This window comes from Bacillus sp. DWP3-1 (assembly GCF_049896565.1).
Classification (GTDB): Bacteria; Bacillota; Bacilli; order Bacillales; family Bacillaceae; genus Bacillus.
Map to the genome: position 1 here is coordinate 47,080 of NZ_JAFCUN010000006.1, position 26,223 is coordinate 73,302.

General features: G+C 43.7%; 23 protein-coding genes and 1 pseudogene. 2 read left to right on the plus strand and 22 right to left on the minus strand.

All coding sequences use genetic code 11. The annotated features are described in order from the left end of the window. Positions 1–94 precede the first annotated feature (94 nt). Positions 95–1,522, minus strand: coding sequence for a right-handed parallel beta-helix repeat-containing protein (locus ACP7A0_RS13765; protein WP_375566573.1), 1,428 nt, complete (start codon positions 1,520–1,522; stop codon positions 95–97). 368 nt (positions 1,523–1,890) lie between these two features. Between ACP7A0_RS13765 and ACP7A0_RS13770 the strand changes: the two genes are divergently transcribed. Beyond that, on the plus strand, positions 1,891–2,982 hold the full coding sequence (locus ACP7A0_RS13770; RefSeq protein ID WP_060597564.1) for a branched-chain amino acid aminotransferase: 1,092 nt from the start codon (positions 1,891–1,893) through the stop codon (positions 2,980–2,982). A 314-nt stretch (positions 2,983–3,296) separates the two neighbouring features. On the opposite strand, the gene ACP7A0_RS13775 is transcribed toward ACP7A0_RS13770, so the two are convergent. From ACP7A0_RS13775 to sigY, 13 genes and pseudogenes are all read right to left on the minus strand, one after another. Next, positions 3,297–3,695: a hypothetical protein gene (locus ACP7A0_RS13775; protein ID WP_034660737.1), complete on the minus strand. Its 399-nt coding sequence runs from the start codon at positions 3,693–3,695 to the stop codon at positions 3,297–3,299. Positions 3,696–3,812: 117 nt separating this feature from the next. Beyond that, on the minus strand, positions 3,813–5,141 hold the full coding sequence (locus ACP7A0_RS13780) for a 6-phospho-beta-glucosidase (RefSeq protein WP_060597566.1): 1,329 nt from the start codon (positions 5,139–5,141) through the stop codon (positions 3,813–3,815). Beyond that, the gene (locus ACP7A0_RS13785; RefSeq protein ID WP_003215078.1) at positions 5,138–5,464 is read right to left on the minus strand and encodes a PTS lactose/cellobiose transporter subunit IIA; all 327 of its coding nucleotides are present in this window, start codon (positions 5,462–5,464) and stop codon (positions 5,138–5,140) included. Before ACP7A0_RS13785 ends, ACP7A0_RS13780 begins: the two co-directional genes overlap by 4 nt. A 26-nt stretch (positions 5,465–5,490) precedes the next feature. Further along, on the minus strand, positions 5,491–6,840 hold the full coding sequence (celB, locus tag ACP7A0_RS13790) for a PTS cellobiose transporter subunit IIC (protein ID WP_060597567.1): 1,350 nt from the start codon (positions 6,838–6,840) through the stop codon (positions 5,491–5,493). Positions 6,841–6,854: 14 nt separating this feature from the next. Beyond that, complete coding sequence (locus ACP7A0_RS13795) at positions 6,855–7,160, minus strand: PTS sugar transporter subunit IIB (protein ID WP_034660433.1); 306 nt, start codon at positions 7,158–7,160, stop codon at positions 6,855–6,857. A gap of 122 nt (positions 7,161–7,282) precedes the next feature. Then, the gene (locus ACP7A0_RS13800; RefSeq protein ID WP_060597568.1) at positions 7,283–9,226 is read right to left on the minus strand and encodes a BglG family transcription antiterminator; all 1,944 of its coding nucleotides are present in this window, start codon (positions 9,224–9,226) and stop codon (positions 7,283–7,285) included. 237 nt (positions 9,227–9,463) lie between these two features. Then, positions 9,464–10,078 carry a class F sortase gene (locus ACP7A0_RS13805; RefSeq protein ID WP_066031551.1) on the minus strand — a complete coding sequence of 205 codons (615 nt, stop codon included), beginning with the start codon at positions 10,076–10,078 and terminating at the stop codon, positions 9,464–9,466. Positions 10,079–10,148: 70 nt separating this feature from the next. Next, positions 10,149–11,533, minus strand: a pseudogene (locus ACP7A0_RS13810) (copper amine oxidase). Between the two features lie 124 nt (positions 11,534–11,657). Continuing rightward, on the minus strand, positions 11,658–11,771 hold the full coding sequence (locus ACP7A0_RS13815; protein ID WP_223250414.1) for a hypothetical protein: 114 nt from the start codon (positions 11,769–11,771) through the stop codon (positions 11,658–11,660). A gap of 83 nt (positions 11,772–11,854) precedes the next feature. Beyond that, positions 11,855–13,225 carry an NADP-specific glutamate dehydrogenase gene (gene gdhA, locus ACP7A0_RS13820; protein WP_106071308.1) on the minus strand — a complete coding sequence of 457 codons (1,371 nt, stop codon included), beginning with the start codon at positions 13,223–13,225 and terminating at the stop codon, positions 11,855–11,857. 314 nt (positions 13,226–13,539) lie between these two features. Then, a complete protein-coding gene (locus ACP7A0_RS13825; RefSeq protein WP_060597571.1) occupies positions 13,540–13,752 on the minus strand; it encodes a hypothetical protein in 213 nt (70 codons plus the stop codon). Beyond that, positions 13,749–14,060, minus strand: a complete 312-nt coding sequence (locus ACP7A0_RS13830) for a YxlC family protein (protein WP_375566577.1) — start codon at positions 14,058–14,060, stop codon at positions 13,749–13,751. Before ACP7A0_RS13830 ends, ACP7A0_RS13825 begins: the two co-directional genes overlap by 4 nt. Beyond that, positions 14,057–14,590: an RNA polymerase sigma factor SigY gene (sigY, locus tag ACP7A0_RS13835; protein WP_106036395.1), complete on the minus strand. Its 534-nt coding sequence runs from the start codon at positions 14,588–14,590 to the stop codon at positions 14,057–14,059. The genes ACP7A0_RS13830 and sigY overlap by 4 nt, the downstream gene beginning before the upstream one ends. 483 nt (positions 14,591–15,073) lie before the next feature. Between sigY and ACP7A0_RS13840 the strand changes: the two genes are divergently transcribed. Continuing rightward, positions 15,074–16,111, plus strand: coding sequence for a pectate lyase family protein (locus ACP7A0_RS13840; RefSeq protein ID WP_060597744.1), 1,038 nt, complete (start codon positions 15,074–15,076; stop codon positions 16,109–16,111). A gap of 57 nt (positions 16,112–16,168) precedes the next feature. Here ACP7A0_RS13840 and cydC read toward each other — a convergent pair whose 3' ends face one another. From cydC to srtB, 8 genes are all read right to left on the minus strand, one after another. After that, positions 16,169–17,902, minus strand: a complete 1,734-nt coding sequence (cydC, locus tag ACP7A0_RS13845) for a thiol reductant ABC exporter subunit CydC (RefSeq protein WP_060597573.1) — start codon at positions 17,900–17,902, stop codon at positions 16,169–16,171. Next, complete coding sequence (cydD, locus tag ACP7A0_RS13850) at positions 17,892–19,628, minus strand: thiol reductant ABC exporter subunit CydD (protein WP_375566578.1); 1,737 nt, start codon at positions 19,626–19,628, stop codon at positions 17,892–17,894. Before cydD ends, cydC begins: the two co-directional genes overlap by 11 nt. After that, positions 19,628–20,644: a cytochrome d ubiquinol oxidase subunit II gene (cydB, locus tag ACP7A0_RS13855; RefSeq protein ID WP_012011719.1), complete on the minus strand. Its 1,017-nt coding sequence runs from the start codon at positions 20,642–20,644 to the stop codon at positions 19,628–19,630. Before cydB ends, cydD begins: the two co-directional genes overlap by 1 nt. Next, positions 20,631–22,046, minus strand: a complete 1,416-nt coding sequence (locus ACP7A0_RS13860) for a cytochrome ubiquinol oxidase subunit I (RefSeq protein WP_375566579.1) — start codon at positions 22,044–22,046, stop codon at positions 20,631–20,633. Before ACP7A0_RS13860 ends, cydB begins: the two co-directional genes overlap by 14 nt. A gap of 330 nt (positions 22,047–22,376) precedes the next feature. Then, entirely contained in the window at positions 22,377–23,498 is a 1,122-nt protein-coding gene (gene isdG / locus ACP7A0_RS13865; RefSeq protein WP_375566581.1) for a heme oxygenase, read from the minus strand. Between the two features lies 1 nt (position 23,499). After that, on the minus strand, positions 23,500–24,513 hold the full coding sequence (locus ACP7A0_RS13870; protein ID WP_375566582.1) for a FecCD family ABC transporter permease: 1,014 nt from the start codon (positions 24,511–24,513) through the stop codon (positions 23,500–23,502). Further along, positions 24,510–25,448, minus strand: a complete 939-nt coding sequence (locus tag ACP7A0_RS13875) for an ABC transporter substrate-binding protein (RefSeq protein ID WP_375566584.1) — start codon at positions 25,446–25,448, stop codon at positions 24,510–24,512. Before ACP7A0_RS13875 ends, ACP7A0_RS13870 begins: the two co-directional genes overlap by 4 nt. A gap of 18 nt (positions 25,449–25,466) precedes the next feature. Continuing rightward, the gene (gene srtB, locus ACP7A0_RS13880; protein ID WP_066031545.1) at positions 25,467–26,219 is read right to left on the minus strand and encodes a class B sortase; all 753 of its coding nucleotides are present in this window, start codon (positions 26,217–26,219) and stop codon (positions 25,467–25,469) included. Between the last annotated feature and the right edge of the window lie 4 nt (positions 26,220–26,223).

Below are 26,223 nucleotides of genomic sequence, written 5' to 3' on the forward strand. Positions count from 1 at the left end.
AGTTAAAATGTCTTCTTTACTTTAATGTGATGTGACAACAATGTCAATGATTTTTTTGAAAATTTAAAACAATACATTTGTGGTTCATACATGCTTAACTTCCGATGATTTTCTTAGCAGGTGATGATTTCTTCAGGCGAAAGTCATATTTTTTCTCATTCACAAATTGTGGATTGAGGTGTGCTGATCCTTTATCTTGGCCGCTTTTCAAGAGATACGTTTTGTAGCCTTCCATCCATTTCCCGCGCCATACCCACTGTGATGCCTTCGCACCTTTTCGGTCGTCATACACGTTCTTCTGGAAGGTATTCTTTTGATTCACTCCATAAAGATTCACGACTAAGTAATGCGACGCACTCGCTGTCATAATATTATTCGTGATTCGATTGTTCACCGCTTGATATTGCATCAACAATTGACCGCCTTCTAAGCCGGCTGTGTCATTTTTGTACAAAATATTATGTGAGATCGTCGTATTTGTTGTTCCGCCTCGCTTTTTATCATAGCCGCCAATTGAAATACCTGTATAACGGTTCAAATACACTTGATTGTGTTCGATGCGAATGCGATCTGCCATTTTTCCTTTATGTTCACTTGTGACTTCAATCCCCAGGTCATTGTGATGTGTGATGTTATGATCAATCACAATGTCCTTTCCGCCATCAACATAAATTCCGCCAGCGGAGATGTCTTTGCCATAGGCTGGATTCCCTGCACTCGTAATCTCATATACTTTGTTTTTAGATACGACACCATTTCTGACTTGATCGTACTTTTTAGAAGGTGCTACGTTCTCAAAACCAATTAAATCAATGCCTATATTATCTGTGTGGCGAACCGTGTTATGTGTCACACGGAATTTTTTGACGTTCCCATTTAGCACAAGCGCTTCACTGAAGCCAAGCTTTAATTTTTCAACAGTGTTTCCTTTGATTTCAATGTCTTCAATGGCCGCAGGAGCTTTTGTTCCATAGACCGCAATACCGTGCGCATTCCCATTTTTGTGTGTCGTCTGAATGTCATACACTCGGTTGTTGAGCAGTTTGACGCCTTTGCCGCTTCCTTTGATGAAAATACCGACTGGTGTCACATCTTCCTTATTCGTCTTGAGATGTCCCACCGTCAGACCTTTGAGGGTGATGTAGCTTTTTTGATCGATCGTGACAAGACCGCCATCTGCTTGATTTCCCTTAAGAGAAGCCCCGCTAATGACAGGTTTTTCTTTTCCGTAAGCTTGAAAGATAACGGGTGCTTTCTTTGTACCTGAATGGCGGACAATCAATTTCTCTTTGTATGTGCCGCCTCTCATGTAAACGGCTGCCCCGGCTTTCGCCATACTTGCCGCTTTTTTCAGCGTGCGAAAAGGTTTTTGCTTCGTTCCCGGGTTTTTGTCGTTTCCGTTTGGCGCCACGTAATAGGTAGTTCCCTGCTTGGCGCCAGCCTCCTCTGTCATCGCTTGACAGCCGAAGCTGATCACGGTCATGAATAAAATAAGTAAAATGCCTAGTATCGCTCGTTTCATCTTGTTGTTTGCTCCTTTCACTTCTCTTCTTCCTTTATCGGTTAAAAAAAAGAGGATTAAAATATGAGAATGCCCCTTGCAATGTACTAGTCAAAAGGTGTATGGTTGAAAGAATATCTTACAGGAAAATCATCCGTTTTTAAATTGTCAGATTAATCAGTTAATAATGCATTTGGATTTTATTTCTTTATTAAAAAGGGGTGACTTGAGGCAGACTGACGGCAGAGAAAAGGAAAGCGCTTTAACAGATTTTTCTTATCTGAATTCCAGAAAACCTATTGCTAATATTTTGTGAAGGTATAGAATAGAATCATAATTATTTCATATTATTAGAATTTTCAAATAATCAAACAGCAAGGAGATTTACGATGCCAAAACAACCCATCCGCGTTGAACTTAGTTCAACAAAAAAACCAAAACCTCAATCTGATCAACTTGAATTCGGAAAAATCTTCACAGATCACATGTTTGTGATGGATTATTCCATTGATCAAGGCTGGTACGATCCCAGAATTATACCTTATCAGGCCATTCCAATGGACCCAGCTTCGATGGTCTACCATTATGGGCAATCTGTTTTTGAAGGCTTAAAAGCTTATGTTTCTGAGGATCAGAAAATTCTCTTATTCCGTCCGGAAAAGAACATGGAACGCTTAAACAGATCCAATGACCGCCTGTGTATCCCGCAAATTGATACAGAAACGGTTTTAGAGGGCTTAAATGAACTCATTCGCATTGATAAGGATTGGGTACCTGATGCAGAGGGCACTTCCTTGTATATCCGTCCATTCATTATTTCCACTGAGCCGTATTTAGGCGTTGCGCCGTCAAGCACGTATAAGCTGCTGATTATCTTATCTCCAGTGGGATCTTACTATAAAGAAGGCATCCACCCGGTCAAAATTGCAGTTGAAAACGAATTTGTCCGTGCCGTTAAGGGCGGGACAGGAAATGCCAAAACAGCTGGAAACTACGCCTCAAGCCTCAAGGCACAGCAAGTCGCTGAAACCAAAGGCTTTTCACAGGTTCTTTGGCTTGATGGAGTCGAGAAAAAGTACATTGAAGAAGTCGGGAGTATGAATATCTTCTTTAAAATCAAAGGAGAAATCGTGACGCCTGAATTGAACGGCAGCATTTTAGAAGGCATCACCCGTAACTCTGTACTTGAGCTGTTAAAACATTGGGGTATTCCAGTGACAGAGCGTAAAATTTCGATTGATGAGTTAATTGAAGCACATCAATCAGGTGAGCTTGAAGAAATCTTTGGAACTGGAACGGCGGCCGTCATCTCTCCTGTCGGGGAATTAATTTATCACGATCAGCCATATGTAATTCAAGATGGTCAAACAGGTGAAGTATCGAAGAAATTGTACGAAGCCATTACTGGTATTCAAAAAGGAACACAGCCAGATATCTTCGGCTGGACAGTAGAAGTCGACTCGGTCGTCAAACAGACTTAAGCATGTAAAAGAACCTTTCAGTCATGAAGGGTTCTTTTTTTGTTTATTTACCCCTCCAATATACCTTATAATGGTAATCATACGTATAAGGAGTGATGGTATGTTTTTTACTTATCTACTAGCGTTCTTAGGTATTTGCATCGGATCGATGATCATAGCTACAGGTTTCGACGATTCACCGTTCCTCACCCGGTTTCTATTTAAGTTTCTCGGAATTTCTATCTTTGTTCTTTCTATTACTTTTGTGAAGGTTAGACGAAGGAGGTTACGCAACAAAAAGGCGAAATAGACTCAGATGTCCAGTCAGCCGCCCATCAAATCGTGCACCAAAACAAGACCGATACCCCCACAATCGCCCCTGCATATATCCACTGTTTCCTTTTTATGCTCCGCTTTCTTTCGATCAGTAAAAAGATCTCTGGTAAAAAGACGATGATGATTTCTAGGATAAAGACAAGATAATAAACAAGCGGCATGGGCTGGAAATCAAAGTCTCTTTCATCTCCACCAATCGTTGCGAAATACATCAACAGGTTGGTCACTGGAATGGTAAAACAAACGAGCAGGCGGAGAACATAAATCCACACATACTGTCTATGACGAATAAGACCAATAAATGAAGCAATGATGCCATACAAAAACAAGACCACTGTGCCGTAACTCATCAGTGGTTGAACGATAAAGCCGTAAAGCATTAAACCAATTGCAACCATATTCAAACCGTCCTTTCTTTGAAGCCATACATGCTGTTTTTTCTATCATACACTTCTTTCTTGAATTCCCATATGGGGCAATGATAAAAAACGACCCCATAAAGGGGCCATTTTGTTTTACGCTTTGACTGATTTGAAGAATTGCGGTAAATATTCACGATGCGCTTCGAGCATTTCATCTAAAATTTGCTTTGCAATTTCATCAGATGGGACAAGCGGATTAATCGTCATCGCCACAAGAGCCGTCTCGTAATCTCCTGTTACAGCCGCTTCTGCTGCCACACGCTCGAATGATTTGATTTGTTGAACGAGCCCTCTCACAGCTACAGGCAGATCGCCCGTCGCAATTGGTTTTGGTCCGTCCTTCGTAATGATACAGTTCACTTCAACCGCTGATTCAGCCGGAATGCTGGCAATCGCCCCTCTGTTCACTGTATTGACAGGTTGGATGTCATGCTTATCATTATAGATGGAGCTGATTAAGTTACATGCCGCATCACTGTAATACGCCCCGCCTCTTTTTTCGAGCTGCGGTGGTTTAATCGATAAATCAGGATTTTTATAGAGCTCAAATAATTCTTGCTCAACCTGCTGTACAACCTCTGCTCTTGTTCCTTTTTCTTGGGCTGCTTTTTGCTCTTCTTCCAGCATATCTTTTGTTTTATAGTAATAGCGATGATACGGACATGGGATCACCCCTAAGCCTTTTACAAAAGAAGGTTCCCAGTTTTTCGCTTCAATGTTCTTCATAGACCACTGACTATTCGGATTTCCCAATTCATCGAGCACTTGATCCTTGATGCTGACCCCGTCTAAATACACGTCTAACCCATAGACCATGTGATTGAGGCCCGCAAACTGTACCTCGATCCGCTCAACATCTACATCAAGCGCCTTGGCAATCCCCATTTTCATCCCAATGGGTACATTGCATAGACCGACTACTTTTTTTAGATTCGTGTAGCGCAGCACAGCTTCTGTGACCATGCCCGCCGGATTTGTAAAGTTCACAAGCCATGCATCTGGACAAAGTTCTTCCATATCCTTCACGATATCTAGAATGACTGGGATGGTTCGAAGTCCTTTAAATAAACCGCCTGGTCCGTTCGTTTCCTGACCGATGACGCCGTATTTGAGCGGGATTCTCTCATCTTTTGCCCGTGCTTCCAGCAGTCCTACACGAAATTGTGTCGTCACGAAATCTGCGTCCTTCAGGGCTTCCCGGCGGTCAAGCGTCAGGTGTACCTCAATCGGCAGACCCGCTTTTTCAACCATGCGTTTCGCGAGAGCGCCCACGATGTTTAACTTTTCCTGACCCGCTTCAATATCCACTAGCCATAATTCCTTTACAGGCAATTCATGATATCGTTTGATAAACCCTTCGACAAGCTCAGGCGTATAGCTCGATCCCCCGCCTATTGTGACAATTTTGATTCCATCTTTCATGAATTGACACCTCCGAGTTGCTTCATTTTTTCATGGAGCTCGATGATTTCCGCCGCGAGCTCCTTGACGGTCATTGCGTTCATGAGATGATCCTGCGCATGGATCATTAAGAGACTGATGTCGGTCTTTTCTCCTCTAATTTCTCCTTGGATCAGCTCTGTCTGTGCGTGATGCGCCTCATTTAACGCGTCTTGTGCTTCCTGCAATTTTTGCTTCGCCTCATCAAAATTTCCTTGCTTTGCACATGTAATGGCCTCCATCGCGGAGCTTCTGCCATTCCCGCCGTGTAAGATGAGTTGAAACACAATTTGTTCCATTTCCATCGGCCGCATCCCCCTTGTTTCCTCTATTACATGCTGACAACATTTTCATCAGTTGATGCTTTTGTTTCTAGCTCACTTTCTTCTTTTAATTTCTGCTTATCCCACATTCTAAAGAATGGGTAGTATAAAGCGAATGACAACGCCAGGTTAATCAGCTGCATGACAGCACCAGAGATTTTGCCTCCTGTGGCGAGATAGCCTGAAATGATGGGCGGCATAGTCCATGGGACAGCAATCCCCGCCGGTTTTGCTACAAGTCCTGTGCTCATTCCGATATATGTGGTGATGATCATCATGATTGGCGTAAGGATAAACGGAATGAGAAGCATTGGGTTCATGACAATCGGCATTCCAAAAATGATCGGTTCGTTGATGTTAAAGATGGCTGGCCCAATGGCAAGTCGGCCAAGCTGTTTCATTTGTTTACTTCTGGCACGTAAGATCATCGTCAGCACCAAGGCAAGCGTTGCACCGCTTCCGCCGACATTGATGAAGATTTCAAAGAACTGCGCTGTGAAGATATTTGGCAGCACTTCTCCTGCTTGGAATGCGAGACGGTTCTCATCCATCGCACCGAGCCAAATTGGGCCCATGACGCCGCCGACAATGGTTGCTCCGTGAATACCACATGCCCAGAGGAGCATTTGCACACCAATGGCGACAATACTTCCGCCTAAGCTTCCACCAAGAATGGAAAGCGGTGTGCCAATTAAGACCGTGATGATATTATGAATACTCTCAAATGGTGTCATCTCAATCACAAGTCTAACGACCCAGATCAGCGTGATGACCACAAAACCTGGAATAAGTGCGATAAACGATTTACTCACTGCTGGCGGTACACCATCAGGCATCCTAATGACGATATTCCGCTGGACAATGAATCGGTAAATTTCAGTTGAAAGCATGGCAATAATCATGGCAACGAATAACCCTTTACTGCCCATCAATGTGACTGGAATTCCCCCACCTACTAGGATGGCTTCTGTTGAGCCTTCAGGTGTGAAAGGAACTTGATATGGTGTCGCCAAAAGGAAAGCTGCAACAGCGATCGCACCAGATGATAGGGCATCCACTGCATACTTTTCAGCAAGCCTGTAGGCAATCCCGAAGGTGGCAACAAGTGCCATAATGTCAAAGGTTGCATTAACAGGATAGGATAGTTTCGTGGCCCATTCAGCTCCAAAGATACTTGCCATAAAATCGCTGTATCCTGGGATCGGAAGGTTGGCTAAAATGAGAAACAGTGAACCGACAATAATGAGAGGCATGGTTAAAACAATTCCGTCACGCAATGCTTGTAAATGTCTTTGAGCGGCAATCTTCCCTGCAAACGGCATGACCTTCTCTTCTAGAAATCGGTTGAATCCATTCATCCCTTCCGCCCCCTTTATCCGTTCACTAACTGTTCAGCAGATTTTAAAACCTCAGCCCCATTACATACGCCATAATGCACGGTATTAATGACGTCGACTGGAATTCCTTTTTCTTCTCCGAGCTTTTTCATTTGTGGTAATAAATATCGAACCTGTGGTCCTAATAAAAGCACATCGGCTTGATCAATATGACTTTTTGCTGAATCTCCTGATACTGCCCAAATACGATAGTCTTTTCCTTGTTCTTGTGCGCTTTTCTCCATTTTTGTGACTAGTAAGCTTGTTGACATACCTGCTGCACAAACCAATAAGATGTTCATGTGTAAACGCCCCCTTTTGAAAGTGTGAAGCTTTTCTTTACACATTCATCATATTATGAAACCGCTTTCATAAACACCTATACTTTTTCCTTTAGGAAGCGGAAAAAGTTAAGATCACACTGTTAGTTCTTGTACGAAGGGACCTTTTTATACATGATATCCAGCATGTCTTCAAATGTATCACAGGCGATGAGATGCTGAATGAATTTCACATTATGCACAAGCTCGCCCAGCAGACGGTACATCCCTTTTAAATCTTTGGCATTCTCTTTTTCGACACAAAGCAAGCAGACAAATTGAACTTTTTTCTCTCCCCATATGATCGGTTTTTCTAATGTACATATCGCCCAAAACGTCTCTTCTGTCAGCGGCGTCATAGGGTGCGGAATGGCTGTATAATGCCCGAAGGATGTCGGTGCAGCCTCTTCTCTTTCCATCACAGAAGGTGTAAGCTCTGCTGGTGCTAACCCCATATCGATGATTTTTTCCGTGAGAAAGGTGATGACCTCTTCCTTTGTTTGAAAGGCGCATTTTGTAAAGACCAATTCCTTTTTCATATATTGAGAGGCCAATGTCACCCTTGTTTCACTCGTCAGGGCTTCTTCAATTTTTAAAAAGTCGCCGCCTCCCAAAATGGTGTTTACTTGTATGACTGGAATCGGTAAATCCATCTGAATCGGGACCGTTGTAATAATCAAATCCAGGGCATGTAAAGACACATGCGGAAGCGAATAAAGCTCTGCTGTTCCTAAAATGGTCAGTTTTGACCCAAATTGTGACCGCAAACGATCCTGAAGCAGCCTTGCACTCCCTGCACCAGATGCACAGACAATGAGACATCGCTTCGGCGGAATCTCCATTTTTCTCCGCTCTAAAGCCGCACCAAAATGAAGCGCCATATATCCGATTTCATTCTCATGAATACTCAGCCCCTCCTCTTCTTCTAGGACCCTGCTGGCGATAATACCTGCTTCAAAAGCAAGTGGATACCCCGCCTTTATTTCATCAAGCATCGGATTTCTTAAGTTCATTCCATATTTACACCGGGTCATAGCTGGCTTTAAATGCAGACTCAGTCCAATCATTAATTCCGCATCGCCGGCTAAATCAAGCTGCAGTTTTTGATCAATGGCTTGGAGCATAAGCTGAACAAGACGGCTCGTGTCATCATCCACAATTTGTTTTTGACCACTCGATGAAAAGGACTGTACCATTTTGGCTGTTCCTAATAAATGAATGGCGATATAGACGATCTCCTCTTGTGGAAAAGAGACGTCCAGCAGTCCTTCAAGGCGTTCCACCATTTTTTTAGCGACCTTATATTCCTTTGCCTGTGGTATCTCATTGATTTCCTCTGGCAAAACAGATACATAGTTTCCGTGTCTAATCCGTTTGCAGGCAATCGCAACATGAACGATTAAATTATTCATGCAAATGTCTGATAGATTCATTCTTTCTTCATTGATATAATCAATCATTGTTTTCTGAATCAATTCCAATTCATGTTTTGGCAAAATGGTGACTGCTGTGTTCAGCATCGTTTGGCAGGAACGGCGTTCATTGAATAAATATTCTGACATACAATAACGAATTTTCATCTCCGATCCTTTGATCCGGCAGCCTTTATTCGGCTTCGCTTCCAGCTTAAGATCAAAGGGCTCAAGCTTGCGTTTGACCCATTTCATATCGTTACTCATCGTCGATTTACTAATAAACAGCTGATCCTGTAAGTCTTCCAGTTTCACATAAGACTCTGCGAGAAGCAGCTTCTTTAAAATAAACCGAACGCGCTCCTCCGGCAGAACAGCCAGTGGCTCTTCCTGTTCGACCTCCTCTTTCATAAAACGGCGAAAGGCATTCTCATCGTTGATCAACAGCTCATAGCCAGCTCCTCGAACAGCTGATACAGCCGCTTGATAAGGAGCGAGACGGTCGTTCAGTTCCTTGATGTCTGTACGAATGGTGCGGCTTGTCACTTGTAAGCTGACAGAAAGCGCAGCGCTTGTGAGCGGGGTCTCCGCTGCCATGAGCTGACTTAAGATGTGCGCCAGTCTTTTACTCAGCATCAGATCGGCCTCCTTATGTAAGGGTGGAGAATCTGCCTTGTCTGGACAGGGTGTATACGCTTGCAGTTCTCTTCATTACTCATATTCTACTGAAAAGAAATAAAAATTGCCAACTCATTTATATGACAAACGCCCCTATTTATACAACAAACCATATCTAATGACCTATGAATCTTTTTGTAGGACTCTGGCAGAAACCATAAAAAAAGGCGCTACACCTCCGTGTAATCGCCTTTTTTATGAAGGGATCAGCTGGGTAAAGACAACCAGTCTCTTTTCATGAGTCCCTGCTGCATGATCAAATGTCCCTGTACACGTAATGAAATTGAGATTCCGTGTAAAAGCGTACCCGAAAAACGCATTCGGCTTTTCTTCACGCGGATAGCTTTGCACTTTGATCACTTCAAAAGTTCGCTTTTTTCCTGACGAGGACGTCACGATTACCTTGTTTCCCTTTTTTAGCTCCTTTAATCGATAAAAAACAGAAGGTCCCCATTTATTATCAACATGGCCATTCATGACGGCATTTCCTTTATCTCCTGGCTTTGGACCACCTTTAAACCAAGCTGTGTTGTCCGTATTTTTTGGGACGCCCATACTGCCATCCTTTGATAAAGTTGTTTTCTCCACTTTTGCTTTGACATCAATCGCCGGAATCGCAATTTCAGCCGGGACAATACCAGACGGTTCGTCTTTTAACATGTCTTGTGAATGAGACTGTTTTGCGGCTTGGTTTGTTGTCATTTTTTCAGGAGATGAGGTTGTTTTAGAGGATGACGAATCAACCATAGATTGTGATGCGCAGCCCGTGATGATGAGAAGCATCAGAAGACCAAACAACCACCTTTTCAAGTCAGTCTGCCTCCTTTTAAAGAAAGGAACGGCACGATTGTGCACGTTCCCCTTTCCTTTTTATACGAGCTTAATTTGATGTCTTACGGCGAGTAAGGAAGAACGCACCCGCTGCACCGCCGGCTAGGATCAAACTTGCGATCATTCCCGCAAATGCTTCATATGACATACCTAAAGGACCGGCTGTGCCTCCCATACCTGTTTTCGGCATTTCATTAGGCATGTTGGATTTGAACAGTTCAGGATGCTGATCAACAATCGCTGCTGCGACATCTTGACCGACCATGAACATATGACCGTACGCTTCTCTCACTGTTGGATAAAGCTGATCATATTCGCCATTATGGTAAGACGTATATGTTTTGATCAGCTCATCAATATGCATTTTCAAGCCAGCTTCTAAATCCGCCGCCTTCAAACGTCCATCTGTCGCTTGATCTAGAAATTTCGCTTGCTTCATCCGATACGCATCTAAGTTTTTCACAGCTTTTTCTTTCGCTTCTTTGTCTCCTGATGCATCCGCTTTGACATAATCAACTAAGTAACCGATATGGCTTGACCAAATGGCTTTAAATTGTTTCCCTGCATCCTTGCCATAAACAGAGGCAATCGCATCAGATAAATCATTCGTGTTTTCGTTCAAAGCTGCGGCTGCTTGATCAAAGTCCTTGCTGCCATCATTTCCTTTTTGCATGGCAACGACTGCAAGTGCCAAATGCTCTGAGAACAAGTAGTTTAAATCTTCACGAAGATCTGCAGCTGGTGTATCGACTGATTTATGATCAAATTTCCCAGGAAATTGATCTGTGATCGCCCACGATACGCCTTTGCCTACTTCAAACATATGATGAATGGACTTTCTAACGGTTTCATAGGTCGTATCAAAATCCTTTTCTGTGTAGCTGTCAAACGCTTTTAGCAGTTCATTCACATGCATCTTCAAGCCTTCTTCAAGTTCACTTGCTTTCAATCTCCCGTCTGTTGCTTGATCGAGCATATCGGCTTGTTTCATACGATATTGGTCAAGCTGCTTGACTGCTTTCTTTTTACCTGCTTCATCTTTCTTTGCCGTTGCTTGTACATAATCAACAAAGTAGCCGATATGGCTTGACCAAATGTCTTTGAATTGTTTCCCTGCTTTTTTTCCGTACACAGAGGCGATGGCATCTGATAAGTCATTCGTGTTGTCATTTAACGCTGCCGCTGCTTGATCAAAATCTTTACTGCCGTCAATTCCCTTTTGCATCGTGATCACTGCTAAATAAGCATGCTCCGAAAACAGCTGGTCTAGTGCTGCTCGAAGATCGGTTGCTTTGTTTGACACTTCTTGTGACGAAGACGTCTTCTTTTCCTCTCCATGCATATGTCCTTCGCGTGCACTTGCGATATGAGCTGCCGGAAATATAGTAATGCTGCGCTAAGCGGGATAGTTAAAATCGCTTTTTTCATGTTCATCTGTTATTGCCTCCTCTTTCCGTTTGTTATGTACTTAACGGAGAGAAGCATGAAATGGATCATTCAAATCTATTATTTTTTCGTTCAGGGCTCAATCGGTAATGCTTGCATAAAAAAAGCCGGATTATCCGGCTGATACGTTACGACGTTTAGATGCTTTTCGCTCTTTATATATTTTCCTCACCACTGGATAAATCACTGGTGCCCATTTGACAATTTGTTTCAGCCATTTTTTCATTTCTCCCGCGCCTCCTTATTGTCATTCTTACAAGGACGATTCCCCATCTTGTCATGAAATAAACAGGTGCGGGAGAGCAGGAGTTAAATCACGCCTTGTGCGATCATCGCATCTGCCACTTTGCGAAATCCTGCAATATTTGCTCCTACGATTAAGTTTCCAGAGTGTCCATATTCGTCTGCTGTCTCTGTACACTGACGATAAATCGTCTGCATCATTTGTTTCAGCTGATCATCTACTTCTTCAAATGTCCAAGACATTCTTGCACTATTTTGTGCCATTTCCAGTGCTGAGACACCTACCCCGCCAGCATTCGCCGCTTTTGCCGGCGCAAATAGAATATCATTCTGTTCAAAAACTTTGACTGCCTTTAGAGTAGAAGGCATATTCGCTCCTTCTCCTACCGCAATGACACCATTTTCCACGAGCTGCTGCGCTTGCATCTCAGATATTTCATTTTGCGTTGCACATGGAAGCGCAATATCACAAGGAACAGACCAAATTTGTTCACAATCTTCAATCAATTCGGCATGCGGGTGAATGTCTATGTATGCCCCAATCCGTTGATTGCTCACTTCCTTTAGCTGCTTCACAGTCTCAAGTGAAATGCCTTGAGGATCATAAATCGCTCCGCTTGAATCACTGCAAGCAACGACCTTACCGCCTAGCTCCATGACCTTTTCCATCGCATAAATAGACACATTTCCTGATCCAGACACAACAACTGAATGCCCTTCAAATTGCAGTCCATGCGCTTTTAACATTTCTTCCATAAAGTACACCAGTCCATAGCCTGTCGCTTCTTTTCTCGCTAAGCTGCCTCCAAATCCAGGACTTTTCCCTGTGAGCACACCCGCCTCATAAGCACCGCGCATTTTCTTGTACTGTCCGAACATATAGCCAATTTCGCGTGCCCCTACGCCAATATCACCTGCTGGTACATCTTGATCAGGTCCAATATATCGGCTGAGTTCACTCATAAAGCTTTGGACGAAACGCATGATTTCTCCATCAGATTTCCCTTTAGGGTCAAAATCTGATCCACCTTTTCCCCCGCCGATCGGCATACCAGTCAGTGCGTTTTTAAAGATTTGTTCAAATCCTAAAAACTTAATAATGCTTGCATTGACAGATGGGTGGAATCGAATGCCTCCTTTATAAGGACCGATGGCACTATTGAATTGAACCCTGAAACCCCGATTGACTTGTACTTTCCCCTCATCATCTACCCAAGGTACACGAAATACCACAAGCCGCTCAGGCTCAATGAGTCGTTCTAAAATGCCCTGTTTTTCATACTCTGGGTGTTTTGCAAAAACAGGAACGAGTGATTCTAGAATTTCTTTTACGGCTTGCTGAAATTCCTCCTCACCAGGATTTCGTTTTTCCACCTCCTCTAACACACGGTCGATGTAGCTTTGTGCTGTTTGTGCTGCTCGATCTAAGGTCAACATGTCTCATCTGCCTCCTTGTAGATATCTTCACACATTTATCTGTTAGATTTTCTAACGCATATTGAGATTAATTTAACACCATTTGTAAAATCTGATCAATACTGATAACAGATGAAAATGATGCCGATTTGAGATGGATCGAGCAGCCGCAGCAATCGTTTTTAGAAAGTATCTCTTGCAGAATGACTATTGTGCTAGAAATGATGATTTAGACGTTATATATCCCGCACTCTTTGACAAATAGATGAATCATGAATGATTTCTAGTTGATCTTCAACCCGAAAAAAAGGCCTAAAGTTTTATAGGCCGTCCGCTCAATCTTTTCGGATCTTCTCATCTTTCTTTCGATCAGGGTACACGACACAAAGCCAATATAAAATAGAAGACGATGGGAAATTAATTAAACCGACAATGCCCCAAAACCACTTATAGCGCCCTCTTTTCTTTGCATCCATAAATAAAAGAAGCCCCTGCGCAAACAATAACGGCAATGCGCACAATAAGATGATCATCTCCGTCTGACTCATAAGGAAGACCCTCCTTTAATGTGTTGATATTCCTTGATGCCGACAACGACGCAGAGCGGCACACTCACTACTTGAAGAAGAATGAAGATGATAGGCAAATGGGTGATGGCAGCGACAAATAGTGCCAGAATGGTCAGACTGATGAGAACGTACGCCAGTACTTCTTGTTTAAAACGCCTTTTCTCTTGTTCCTTTGCCTGCTTCAGCATCATCATGACAGCCTGCTCACTTGGCTCTTTCACTTCAATTTGTTCATCTAGCTGCTGTAACTCTACCTTTAAACGTTCGGTGAACTGATCTTCCTTCATTGAGACCACTCCTTTCGAATTTTCTTTAATCCATGATGAACCCTCGACTTCACAGTGCCTTCTCTCATACCGAGCATTGAAGCAATCTCTGGATAAGTAAAGCCATAATAATAGTGCAAAATAATCGGTGCTCTCTCCTGTGCCTTCAATTCGTTTAGAGCATCCCACATCTCATGCCATGTGTGGCCCTTTTGCTGAATGTCCCATTTGAAGCGGCGTATGGTCTCTTGATTCGCCTTCCCTTCTCTTAATTGTTCACGTTTTCTTTTCTTCTGGTGATCTAAAAATTGTCTAGATGCAATGGAAATGAGCCATGTTGAAAATAAGGAATCTCCTCTAAATGAAGAAAGTTTCATGTACGCTTTCAGCATCGTTTCTTGCATGATTTCTTCTGCCAGCTCTTGTTGAAGGGTGAGCTTCATTATATAACGGTAAAGAAAGGAATAATGATGACGATAAAGGGCTGTAAATGCAGCATCATCTCCCTGTTTTGCCCGCTGAATCAATAATGTCTCTTCTGTCTGCTCCAAACACACCCCTCCTTCCTTTTCTTCTCTTATTCATGTGACGACACGGATGACGACATCGTTCAAAATAGACTTAATTTTTTTAACTTGTCTCCTTTTCTCCCTGTTGATCCAGTATTTGATTCATTTTATATCCAATTTTTTCTTATGTAATGATTATGACATTCTTTCGTCCCTAACAAAATGGTGCGTTCGTAATCATCTTGATTTTCTATCAAGCGAAGAGCCTCTCCCTCATAATCACTAGGTCATCCCAATACCTATCGTCAATGATCCTTGTCTCATTTAGATGAAAATAAAATAATCATGGCCTTAGTTTCCTAGAAAATCATGGAATACACAGCGCCAATTCTTAGCCGATGATACCTTTTTGCGTGCTATGCTCTTCCTACATTCCGAAAAAGGCGATACTGGCGAAGAAAGGGGGGGCAGTTGAATTGCAGCTTATTTTTGGAAACGTTTACATTAAAACAAAATAGAATGGAGATGTTGACTTTGAAGAAAAAAGTTCCAATGTTAGCTGGTGTGTTAGCGGTTGGTCTCGTGACTTCATTATTTGCACCTAATGGGGAGGCAAAAGCGGCAGCCAAGTATCCAGAAAGCCCTTCTATTATGGCCAATTTTAATCAACAAGGATTCTCCACATTAAATGGCGGTACAACAGGCGGTGAAGGCGGTAAAACCGTCACAGTCAAAACTGGAAATGAACTATTGGCTGCCCTCAAAAGTAAAGGAACAAACGAAAAATTAAAAATTGTTGTCGACGGGACGATTAACCCTTCTAATACATCTGCCAATAAAATCGATGTGAAAGATACAAACAATGTCTCGATCGTCGGCAAAGGCACGAAAGGTGAATTTAATGGAATTGGTATCAAAGTATGGCGTTCCAATAACGTCATTATCCGCAACCTGAAAATTCATCACAGTAACATCGGTGACAAGGATGCCATCGGAATCGAAGGCGCTTCTAAAAACGTATGGGTCGATCATAATGAGCTGTACAACACATTAAACTCTGGGAAAGATGATTATGATGGATTATTTGATGTGAAAAAAGACTCCGACTATATTACCTTCTCATGGAACTATGTACATGACAGCTGGAAAACGATGCTCATGGGCAGCTCTGATAACGACAACTACAACCGAAAAATTACGTTCCATAACAACCGTTTTGAAAACCTGAATTCTCGTGTACCGTCTATGCGCTACGGGGAAGGTCATGTGTATAACAACTACTATAAAGGCATTCATACCACAGCGATCAACTCTCGTATGGGCGCGAAGATGAGAATTGAGCACAACGTATTTGAAAATACAAATAATGCGATCGGCAGCTGGGACAGCCGTCAAGTCGGTACATGGCATGTCATCAACAACTCATTTATTAACAGCACAGGCAGTCTGCCAACGTCTTCAACAGGTACGTACAACCCTCCTTATCACTACTCTTTGCTTAACGTGAACAATGTCAAATCAGAAGTGGTATCAAATGCTGGTGTTGGAAAGGTAAACCCTTAAAACCACAAAACGTTCGGGCAGAGATCTCTGTCCGAACGTTCTTGTTATTTCGTTTATTTATATTGTAGAAAATGGACGATCCATCTCATACAATTTTTGATAGCGCAGGTTTTCTCTCAGTAAATCCTGATGCTCGCCCTGCATCTCAATTTGTCCATCTTCAATAAACATAATGCGGTCACATGCCTCACATCCAGTGAGATGATGGGTAATCCAAATGACCGTTTTTCCTTTTAACACACGGAAGATGGTTTCAAGCAGCTCACGCTCTGTGCGCGGATCAAGTCCGACGGTGGGCTCATCTAATACAACAATCGGGGTGTTTTGCAGCAAAATCCGGGCTAGTGCCATCCGTTGTCTTTCTCCACCTGAGAAACGAACCCCTGTCTCCTGCACACCAGTGTGATAACCTTCTGGCAAGGATTCGATGGTATCGTGCAGCTGCACTTGTCTCGCTGCTTCTTTTACTTGCTCTTCTGTCGCATCTGGTGAGCCTAAGCGAATATTGTTTAAAACAGAGGTATCGAATAAATACGGCTGTTGATTGAGCACTGACACATAGGTGGACACGGTTTCTCGAATGCTTTCTACCGGTTTCCCCTGGATACTGACAGCTCCTTGATTTGGCACGACAGCTCCTTCTAACAATTTCAAAATAGTCGATTTTCCTGCACCACTTTTTCCTAAGAGAGCAAGTGATTCACCTTGCTTCAGTGAAAATGAGAGATGCTTTAGCACGTGTTGGTGCGAATCATACCCAAAGGACACTTGATCAAAACAGACAGCTTGATCGTGAGAAATGGTTGACTGATCCACTGTCTTGCGCTCAGATTCTCCTTCATACGAAAGCTTTTCATAATGATTTAATCTGCTGACAGCATGCTGATAGACTGGAATATCACCTGCTGCATCTGAGAGTGGAAGAAAGGCTTCTGTTAACGGAAATAGCACAAGCACAAAGGCTGCAATCAGTGTGTGTGACATCGAGCCTGACTGAACGACCGAACCGCTCCAATACACGACAAGCACGACAGCTCCTCCAATCATAAGCTGGGCAAAAAACTGGCGCAGACGGATAAACCGGTGCTTGGCTGCTTCAAGCGCTAACAGTTTCGCTTCTTTCTGTTCATATTCATCAACAAAATCTTTCTGCCTGCCGCTAAACAGCCAGTCACTAACGCCCATGACTGCATCTGTTAAATGGCTGTACAGTTCATTTCTGCCTTTTTTCATTTGAATTTGTCTCGCCCGGTTCACTAGCACTGTGACGTATGGGAAAACAAATACGAGAAGTGCCATATAAAGCAGCATCAGTCCAGCAAAAGGCCACGAGAATAGACCAAGTGCCCCAATGGATGCGGCATATAAAAGCAGCGCCCCGATGGATGGAAAGATGGTTTTTAAATAGGCGTCCTGCAGTCTCTCGACATCATCTGACAGGAGCCCAAGCATTTCACCTGTACCCAGCTTTGTCTGTTTCGCACTTCGTTCAGCCATGTCATACAGACGGACACGCATTTTTTCAATCATGGTCAAAATGAGCTGGTGGCTCGCCAGTCTTTCTGCATAGCGGGCAGCTGAGCGTGAAATACCAAAGGTCCGTACAGCTACAATTGGGACGTAGACCATGAGTATATTCTCAGGTCTTGTGGCAGCTTTTGAAATGAGAAATCCTGACGTAAACATCAGCATAGAAGCAGAGAATACTGCAATTGCCCCTAGAAACAAAACCAGCGCAAACAGCTTTTGATTCTCCTTGATATAAGGTATAAACCAGCCTTTACTGACCATGTGTGACCGCCCCCATTTGCTCCTGTACCAATTGATAATACACGCCTTTTCTTTGCATCAATGATTCATGTGTACCCATTTCTGCAATTGTTCCATGATCCATGACAATGATCTCATCCATGTCTGGCATCCAATGAAGCCTATGTGTCGCTAAGAACACAAGTTTATCTTCAAACAGCGGAAGCATTGTTTTCTTCAATTCATACTCTGTCTCAATATCGAGATGCGCCGTTGGTTCATCTAACAGCATAATTGACCGCTGGCCCAGCACCGTTCGCGCAAGCGCAATTCTTTGCGCCTGTCCGCCGCTTAGTCCTCTTCCCTGTTCTCCAATGACCTCATCGAGACCATTTGGCAGCTGCGCTACGAGCTGAGATAAGCCAGCTTCACAGACAGCTCTTTCCACTTCTTCATCTGTGGCATGCGATTCATAAAAACGAATGTTTTCTCTCAATGTCATGTGAAATAAATAAGGGTGCTGCGGCATATAGACGACTTCCTTTTGCCATTCCTTCATCTGTAAATGAACAAGCGGCTTGCCGTTTAGCGTGATTTGACCTGAGGTCGGTTCAACAAAGCCGCCGAGCACATCGGTTAACGTCGATTTCCCTGAACCACTGGCACCAATGATTCCGATTTTTTTCTTCCCTTTGACAGTGAGGTCTACATCCTGAATCGAATAAGGGGCATGTTCGTCATGCTGGACACTAACATCTTGCAGGGTGAGCGCAGACTGTTCATTCCACTCATCTAGTTGCACTGATTGTGTCTCCTGCGCGCGGAAGCCCTTTTCTTCTAAAATGACCTGCATCGCCTCATTCGCTTCTTTTCCATTTAGCGTCGCATGATAATCATTTCCCACTTCACGTACTGGCAGGAAATATTCCGGTGCCAGCATGAGCGCGGTCAGAGCCGGCAATAACAGAAGCTCTCCTTCAATTAATCGCAAGCCAAGAAAGACAGCGACAGTTGCAATCGACAGCATGGAAAAGAAATCAAGCGCAAATGATGAAAGAAATGCAACCTTCAGCGTACTCATGGTCGCCTTTCGATATCGCTTTGACACTTCCCCGATATTGCGGGAATGTTTTTTGCTAATGCCTAAGTAACGAAGCGTTTCAAGGCCGCGGAGAGAATCAGTAAAATGATTGGATAATTTCTCATACGATCTCCATTGTTTGGCCGCTTTACGCTGAGCGACAAGGCCTAGCAAAATCATAAAAATAATTAAAATCGGCAGCGTCACGATTAAAATGACAGCAGATGTTTCGTCTAACGTCCAAACATAGATGAGGACCATTGCCGGTATCACTGCCATGTTCACCATTTTCGGTAAAAATAGCTGTAAATACTGACGATATTGAGCAATCCCCTCCATCGCTAATGTGACAAGCTTTCCTGTACCTTTTTTCTTTGTGAAAGCTGGACCTAAACGAAAGAGTTGGTCTAACAGCTGTTTTCTGACGTCTGCTCCAATTCGGGAAGAGTAGGTAAACATGACCTTCTCCCGAATCAAGGTGAGACCGTGCCGCACCAGAAAGGCAGCAAGAAACAGCAGGACATAAGGCGTTGCCTGCGAAAGGCTTTTCCCGTCAAACATCGTAGTAATGGCATGTGCCAGCCACTGTGCTTGGAAAATAATACTTGCTCCTTGGATGAGTGACACAATACCTAAGAGGGCGAGAAGCCCCCTCATTCCTTTTAATTGAAGCAAACGTTTATCCATTAGTAGGTCATTGGCTCCTTACCGCTTACACGTTTACGGAAGACGTAATAGCTCCAAATTTGATACCCAAGCACAAAGGGCAGCAAAGAAATGGCAACAATCGTCATCACCGTCAGTGAATATGATCCGGATGCAGCGTTTTGAATGGTAAGATCAAACGTATGGTTGATTGAGCTAATCATGACGCGCGGGAACAATGCAGTGAAAAGCATCGTCACTGTCACCATGATGCCTGCACCTGTGAATAAGAATGTCCAGCCATCACGTTCTTTTTTCATAAAGAATAGAGCCGCGACGTAACAAACCACAATTAGGACAGTTAACGGAATGGTGATGATCGGGCGTACCGTATAAATGTCTGTTTCCATGATAGATACACCGACAAATAGGACAAGAACTGGCAGCGCAATAAGCAGGACACGCTTGCCAAGCTTTCTTGCACGATCTCTTAAATCACCCTCTGTACGTAGTGTGACGAAAATCAATCCGTGCAGAAGGCAAAGAACCGTCACAGCTAACCCGCCAATCACTGAATAAAGGTTCACAAAATCCGTAAAACCAGCATACATATTCATGTCTTGATCAATTGGCATCCCGCGTAAAATACTCGTGAATAGCACACCGAGTAAAAACGGCGGTAGCAGACTGCCAAAGAAGATGACCCAGTCCCATGCTTTGATCCAAGAGGCTTTCTCCACCTTCCCTCGGAATTCAAAGGCGACTCCGCGCCCAATGAGCGCTAAGAGGAGAACCGCAAATGGTATATAGTATCCACTGAACATCGTGGCATACCAGTGAGGGAATGCAGCGAAAATAGCGCCCCCAGCTGTAATCAGCCAGACCTCATTCGCATCCCAGAAAGGACCAATCGTATTAATTAAAATGCGGCGTTCGTGCGCATCCTTTCCAAGCAGCTGCATGGACATCCCAACACCAAAATCAAATCCCTCTAAGAAGAAAAATCCAACAAACAATACTGCGACAAGAATAAACCAAATCTCGTTAAGATATGCCATGATATGCGCCTCCATCAAATGGATCTGTAGACAGGTCCGTTTCATCCTTTTGATCTGTATCCTCTTCCGAATGTGCACCTTTTTTAATTTCTCGAATGAATAGGTAGGCAAGCAAGATGGCAAGAATCAGATAAATCGTCGTAAAGCTAATGACTGAGAATAACAGCATGCCATACGATACGTTTGGCGAAATCGATTGAGCCGTCGTCATCATACCAAAGACAGTCCACGGCTGACGCCCAATTTCAGTCATGATCCAGCCAGCTGAGTTCGCAATAAACGGGAACGCAATCATCCCTACCATGAAGCGTAAAAACCATTTGTTCGTTTCGAGTTTCTTTCTAAAGCTCAAGTACAAGCCAATCATACTGGCAAAAATCATCAGCATTCCGGCACCAACCATGATTCTAAAGCTCCAGAAGGTTGTTTTCACTGGCGGAATGTAGTCTCCAGGGCCAAACTTTGCTTCATATTCTTTTTGAAGTGTCAGCATGCCTGGCACATCTCCACTGAACTTCTGATAAGCCAAGTAACTTAAAGCAAACGGAATATTGATCTCCGTAGAGTTTTCTTTTTTACCTGTGTCAATATTGGCAAATAGTGTCCAAGCCGCTGGATCTCCACTATCCTTCCAAAGGGCTTCACTTGCTGCCATCTTCATCGGCTGTGATTTCATTAAGTGCTTCGCTTGATCATGTCCAGAGAACGCCACACCTAAGCCAGAGATTAAAGCGAGGACCATGGCAATCTGGAATGATTTTTTGAAAAAGGCGATTTCTTGTTTTTTGATCATTTTATAGGCACTAACTCCTGCAATAAAGAATGCACCTGTAGCCAGCGCACCAAACAGAACGTGCGGGAATTCAACCCAAAGCTGCGGGTTCGTTACAAGAGCGCCAAAATCATTCATTTCTGCGCGGCCATTTTTAATGACAAATCCAACTGGCTCTTGCATAAATGAGTTGGCGAGTAGAATCCAAAACGCCGAAAAGATCGTACCAAGAGAAACAAGCCAAATACACAATAAATGAATCTTCTTCGGCAGACGATCCCAGCCGAATATCCAAAGTCCAATAAATGTAGATTCAAGGAAAAAGGCGAGCAGTGCTTCAATGGCAAGCGGTGCACCAAACACATCACCGACAAACCTTGAATAATCTGACCAGTTCATCCCAAACTGGAATTCCTGCAAAATCCCTGTCACCACACCTACTGCAAAATTGAGTAAGAATAGATGACCCCAAAACTTCGCCATTTTTTTATAAATCTCTTTTTTCTTGACGACATAAAGGGTCTGCATCAAGGCGACGATAAACACCAAACCTATTGACATAGGAACAAAAATAAAATGAAATAATGTCGTTGAAGCAAATTGAAATCTTGCTAAAAACAGCTCACTCACAGCCTTACATCCTCCCTTACTTTCACATGCCGAATGATTCGAAACAACTATGCTCATCACTTCACAAAATATTCACTATTTGTTCAATGATTCACAAATAATAGCCTGTTTGAATTGGTTTAATCGGTGAAATTTTACTCTTGCTTTTCATTCGGTTAGTTATTTATACCTGTACTTTACACCCATGCGCTTCAAAAATAAAGTAAATTTTACCTAAAAATTGGATGGTATTGTGTCAGTTGTTTGAATACTTTGTCAAAGATATGTGACAGAAAGTAAAAAACGCAAAAAAATAGCGCTGCACATGAACCGCAGCGCTATGTTTCTTTTTTAGGCTTTTTTCTGTAAAGCTGGTCTAGTGACTTGCACTTCGTAGTACGTAATTTTGTTTTTTAATAGTCCTTCAGGTTTCGCTTTCCCATGAGCGTGCGCATCACCAAATGCCTGAGATTTTGTCCAGTTCACAAAGTCTTCTTTTCGATTCCAGCGGGTATGAATGGTCACTTCATCGTAATCGGTTGTCTGCTGCGTGACCCATACTTCCATGCCTAAAAATCCTTCCATGAATTCTACTTGTCCCTGCTTGTTAAAACGCTTGACGAGGTGGTCAGCACTGCCTTTTTCTACTCTTACCTGGTTGTTGACAATGATCATTTTCTGTTCATCTCCCTTTGGTTGTTGGATCGAAGCGATTGGGATAATGAGCGGATGCTCACCGTCTAAGTGAACCTTAGCCTGAATCCCAAAGACTTCTTTGAAAAAGTTTTCTGTTAATACTTCGTTTGGTGTCCCTATTTGATAAACCTGACCACCCTTCATCGCAATGAGGCGGTCACAATATTTTGCTGCCTGCTGCAGGTCGTGAAGAACCATTAAAATGGTGATTCCATGCGTCTTATTCAGCTGTTTGAGCAGCTCTAGTAAATCAAGCTGATGTGCAATATCTAGGTAAGTCGTCGGCTCATCCAGAATCAAAGTCTCTGTCTTCTGAGCGAGCGCCATCGCAATATACGCCTTTTGTCTTTCTCCGCCTGACAATGTATGCAGCATTCTGTTTTCATTGATGCGGCTATTGGTCACATCAAGCGCCCACTCAATCGCTTCTTGATCTGTCTTCGAGCTCTTTTTCCAGATCGAACGATGCGGACTGCGTCCAAGTGCGACCAGCTCCCGTACGGTCATAGATGGAATGGCTGTTCTCGTCTGCATGAGAACGGCGATTTCCTTTGCAATCTCCTGAGCTGTCATCTCTTTTTGCGGTATATCGTGAATGTATATCATGCCGCTTTCGATCGATGTAAGACGTGCGGCTGCTTTAATAAAAGTCGACTTCCCTGATCCATTTGGTCCAATAATTCCTGTCACACTTCCTTTAGGAACAGCTGCTGAAATAGACGACAGCCGAAAGCCTCCTTGACTGAGACTCACGTCATCCATAGCTATCACATTCAACTTAACCCCTCCCTTTCTTTTTTAATAAATAGAGGAAGAAAGGTGCACCGATGCAGGCAAGCAGGATACCGACAGGCAGTTCAACCGGTGTAAACCATACCCGTGCCGCTGTATCTGCAAAAACCACAAGTACGCCTCCGCCCAGCATTGAGATCGGCAGCAGGTACCGGTAGTCATCTCCAATTAAAAGACGGATAAAATGAGGAACGACCAGCCCGACAAATCCAATTAAGCCGCTCACACTTACAGCTGCACCAGCTAAAAGCGCCGCCAGCGCAATTAAGAAAAACCGGGTGCGCTCTACTCTAAGGCCGAGTAACTGCGCCGATTCATCACCAAGCAAAAGAAGGTTTGCCGGCTTGATGGCAAAAAAACAAAGGCACAACCCAGCAAGCGCATATGGCGACACGAAGCTTAGATGATGCCAGCTCCGTCCATTTAATCCTCCGGATAAAAAAGGCAGAACAGCCTGCACACGCTCACTATAAAGCACCATAAACCCATTCATAACCGCCCCAAGGAGGGCATTGACTGCCACTCCCGCCAAAATCAATTTCAGCGGGGAAACCCCTTGATCAAATGACAGCATATACACCACGAGTGCCGCTAATAAAGCGCCAAGGAAAGCAGCAGCTGGCAGCAAATACGTAAATTGCGGAAACACAATCATGCTGAGCACAGCAGCCAATCCGCCGCCAGCAGTCACACCGATGATGCCAGGGTCAGCGAGTGGATTTCGGACGACTCCTTGTAAAATCGCCCCTGATGCTGCGAGACAGGCCCCAACGATGAAACCGATGAGAACGCGCGGCAGGCGTAAATCCATCACAATTTTCTCATGAACAGGCTGGCCTGATCCCATCAAAGCAGCGACCAAATCTGGCAGCGATAATTGAACAGAACCTAATGCAAGCCCTAGGCATGCACCTACAACTAACGAGAATAATAGTCCGGGTAGCAGCCATCTTCGCCTCGACTGTCTTTTTTGAAAATCTAACTCTGCATTCATTTTCATGATGACAATCGCTTCAATCTTTTCTCTAGCTCATCAATCGCTCTCATCACTTCCGCGCCTGGGTTCGTTCCAAATAGATCACTAGGCAGAATCTCGACGTGTCCATTTTTCACAGCTGACACATCGTGCCAAGCGGCATTCTGTTTCATTTCACTCATAAAGCCCGCTTTCACATCTTCAGGATTGCTGTGAGTCATAAGCAGAATAAGATCAGGATCGGCTTCGATGACCTTTTCTGCATTGATTTGAGCGTATTGAGGGAATTTCTCGAGTGCTGGTTCATTTTCAGCGATGTTCGTCCCTCCTGCGATGTGCAGTAAATCTCCGCTTAAGGATTGAGGAAGTGCCGCCATATATGTGCCAGGTGCCCCGTATACAACGAGTGTCTTCACTTTTTTCTGAGGCTGCTTGACCTGCTTTTTCCTCTGATCGATTTGCTCATTGAGGGCTTTGGCCTTTTGCTGCTTTCCGAGCAAATCCCCGAATAACGTTATTTGACGCTGAATATCCTTCACTGAATTGGCACTTGTCAAAAGAAGCTGTGAACCAATTCCTTCTATTGTAGAGATGTCCTTACTGTTTAATTGTTCATTCCCAAGCACAACATCGGGCGTTAAGCTTGTGATGAGCTCTACATCAAATTGATGCGTTGTGCCAATCGTTTGTACAGACTTTGCCTTTTGTAAGCTGTCTGGTAATTCGGCGGCCGGACGGCCAACTACCTCACCGCCTAAGGCATACAGGATGCTCATGTCTCCAGTCGATAATGCGACGATACGCTGAGGGGATTCTTCAAACGACAGCGTTCTGCCAGTAAAATCCTTTATCTTCAGCGCACCTTGCCCGCTTCCTTTCTCTACAGGTGCTGCCTGCCTGCATCCGCCGAGGAGAAGCATCAAGACGAGTCCAGCGAAGATCACATATGAAAATTTCAACCGTCTGTCTCTCCTTTTCTAGTAAACTTTCTTTAGCTTTGCCTGTACGACAAGACGCCCATTTTTAGGTGCAAGCACATGATCACAAGTCGATAAGGTGAGGATGAGGTCATCTGTGGACACGTCTGTCTTCGTTTGGTAGATTGATTTTTTCCGCACAGCTTGTAAGTAGTGCGCATATTCGCCTAGATCTTGAAAATCGGTTTGAATATAATCGAAATCCACCGTTGTTTCATACACGGCAAAAATCTCCGCCTCATAGCTTTGATACAGCGTATCGTACTGAAATGTCCGGTGCTCATGGAAGAAATCCTTTTTTAAATAGTTTGTGAGTCCAGCGAACATGGATCCGTCTCTCATCCGATGCCCGTACACCACAGTATTCGGGCTCTCGTGCAAGACGTCATTGCGATAATCCATAAAGATACTGCCTGCCCGGGTGTCGTTTTTTAAATAATTGCGGGTTAAGTAGAACGCATTATCACGAGATTGAACGATTGGGTACTGAATCATCGTGTCCTTCATATTGATCCAGCCGACAATGTCGTTGTTCACCTTCCGCAGCTCATCAAATGACGTACGGGTGGTTCCCGGTTCCCGGCTTTCAGTCATTCCTTGCTCTTGACCATACATCGTCTGAGCCTTTGCAAGCACCTGACGATTTTGATAATAGCCGAACAGTTCTAAGCCAATGGCTGTACCGCTATAAATGAATACTCCTAAACAGACGATCGTCAGCATACGCTGCCAGACCCGTTTTCCTCTTTTCACACTG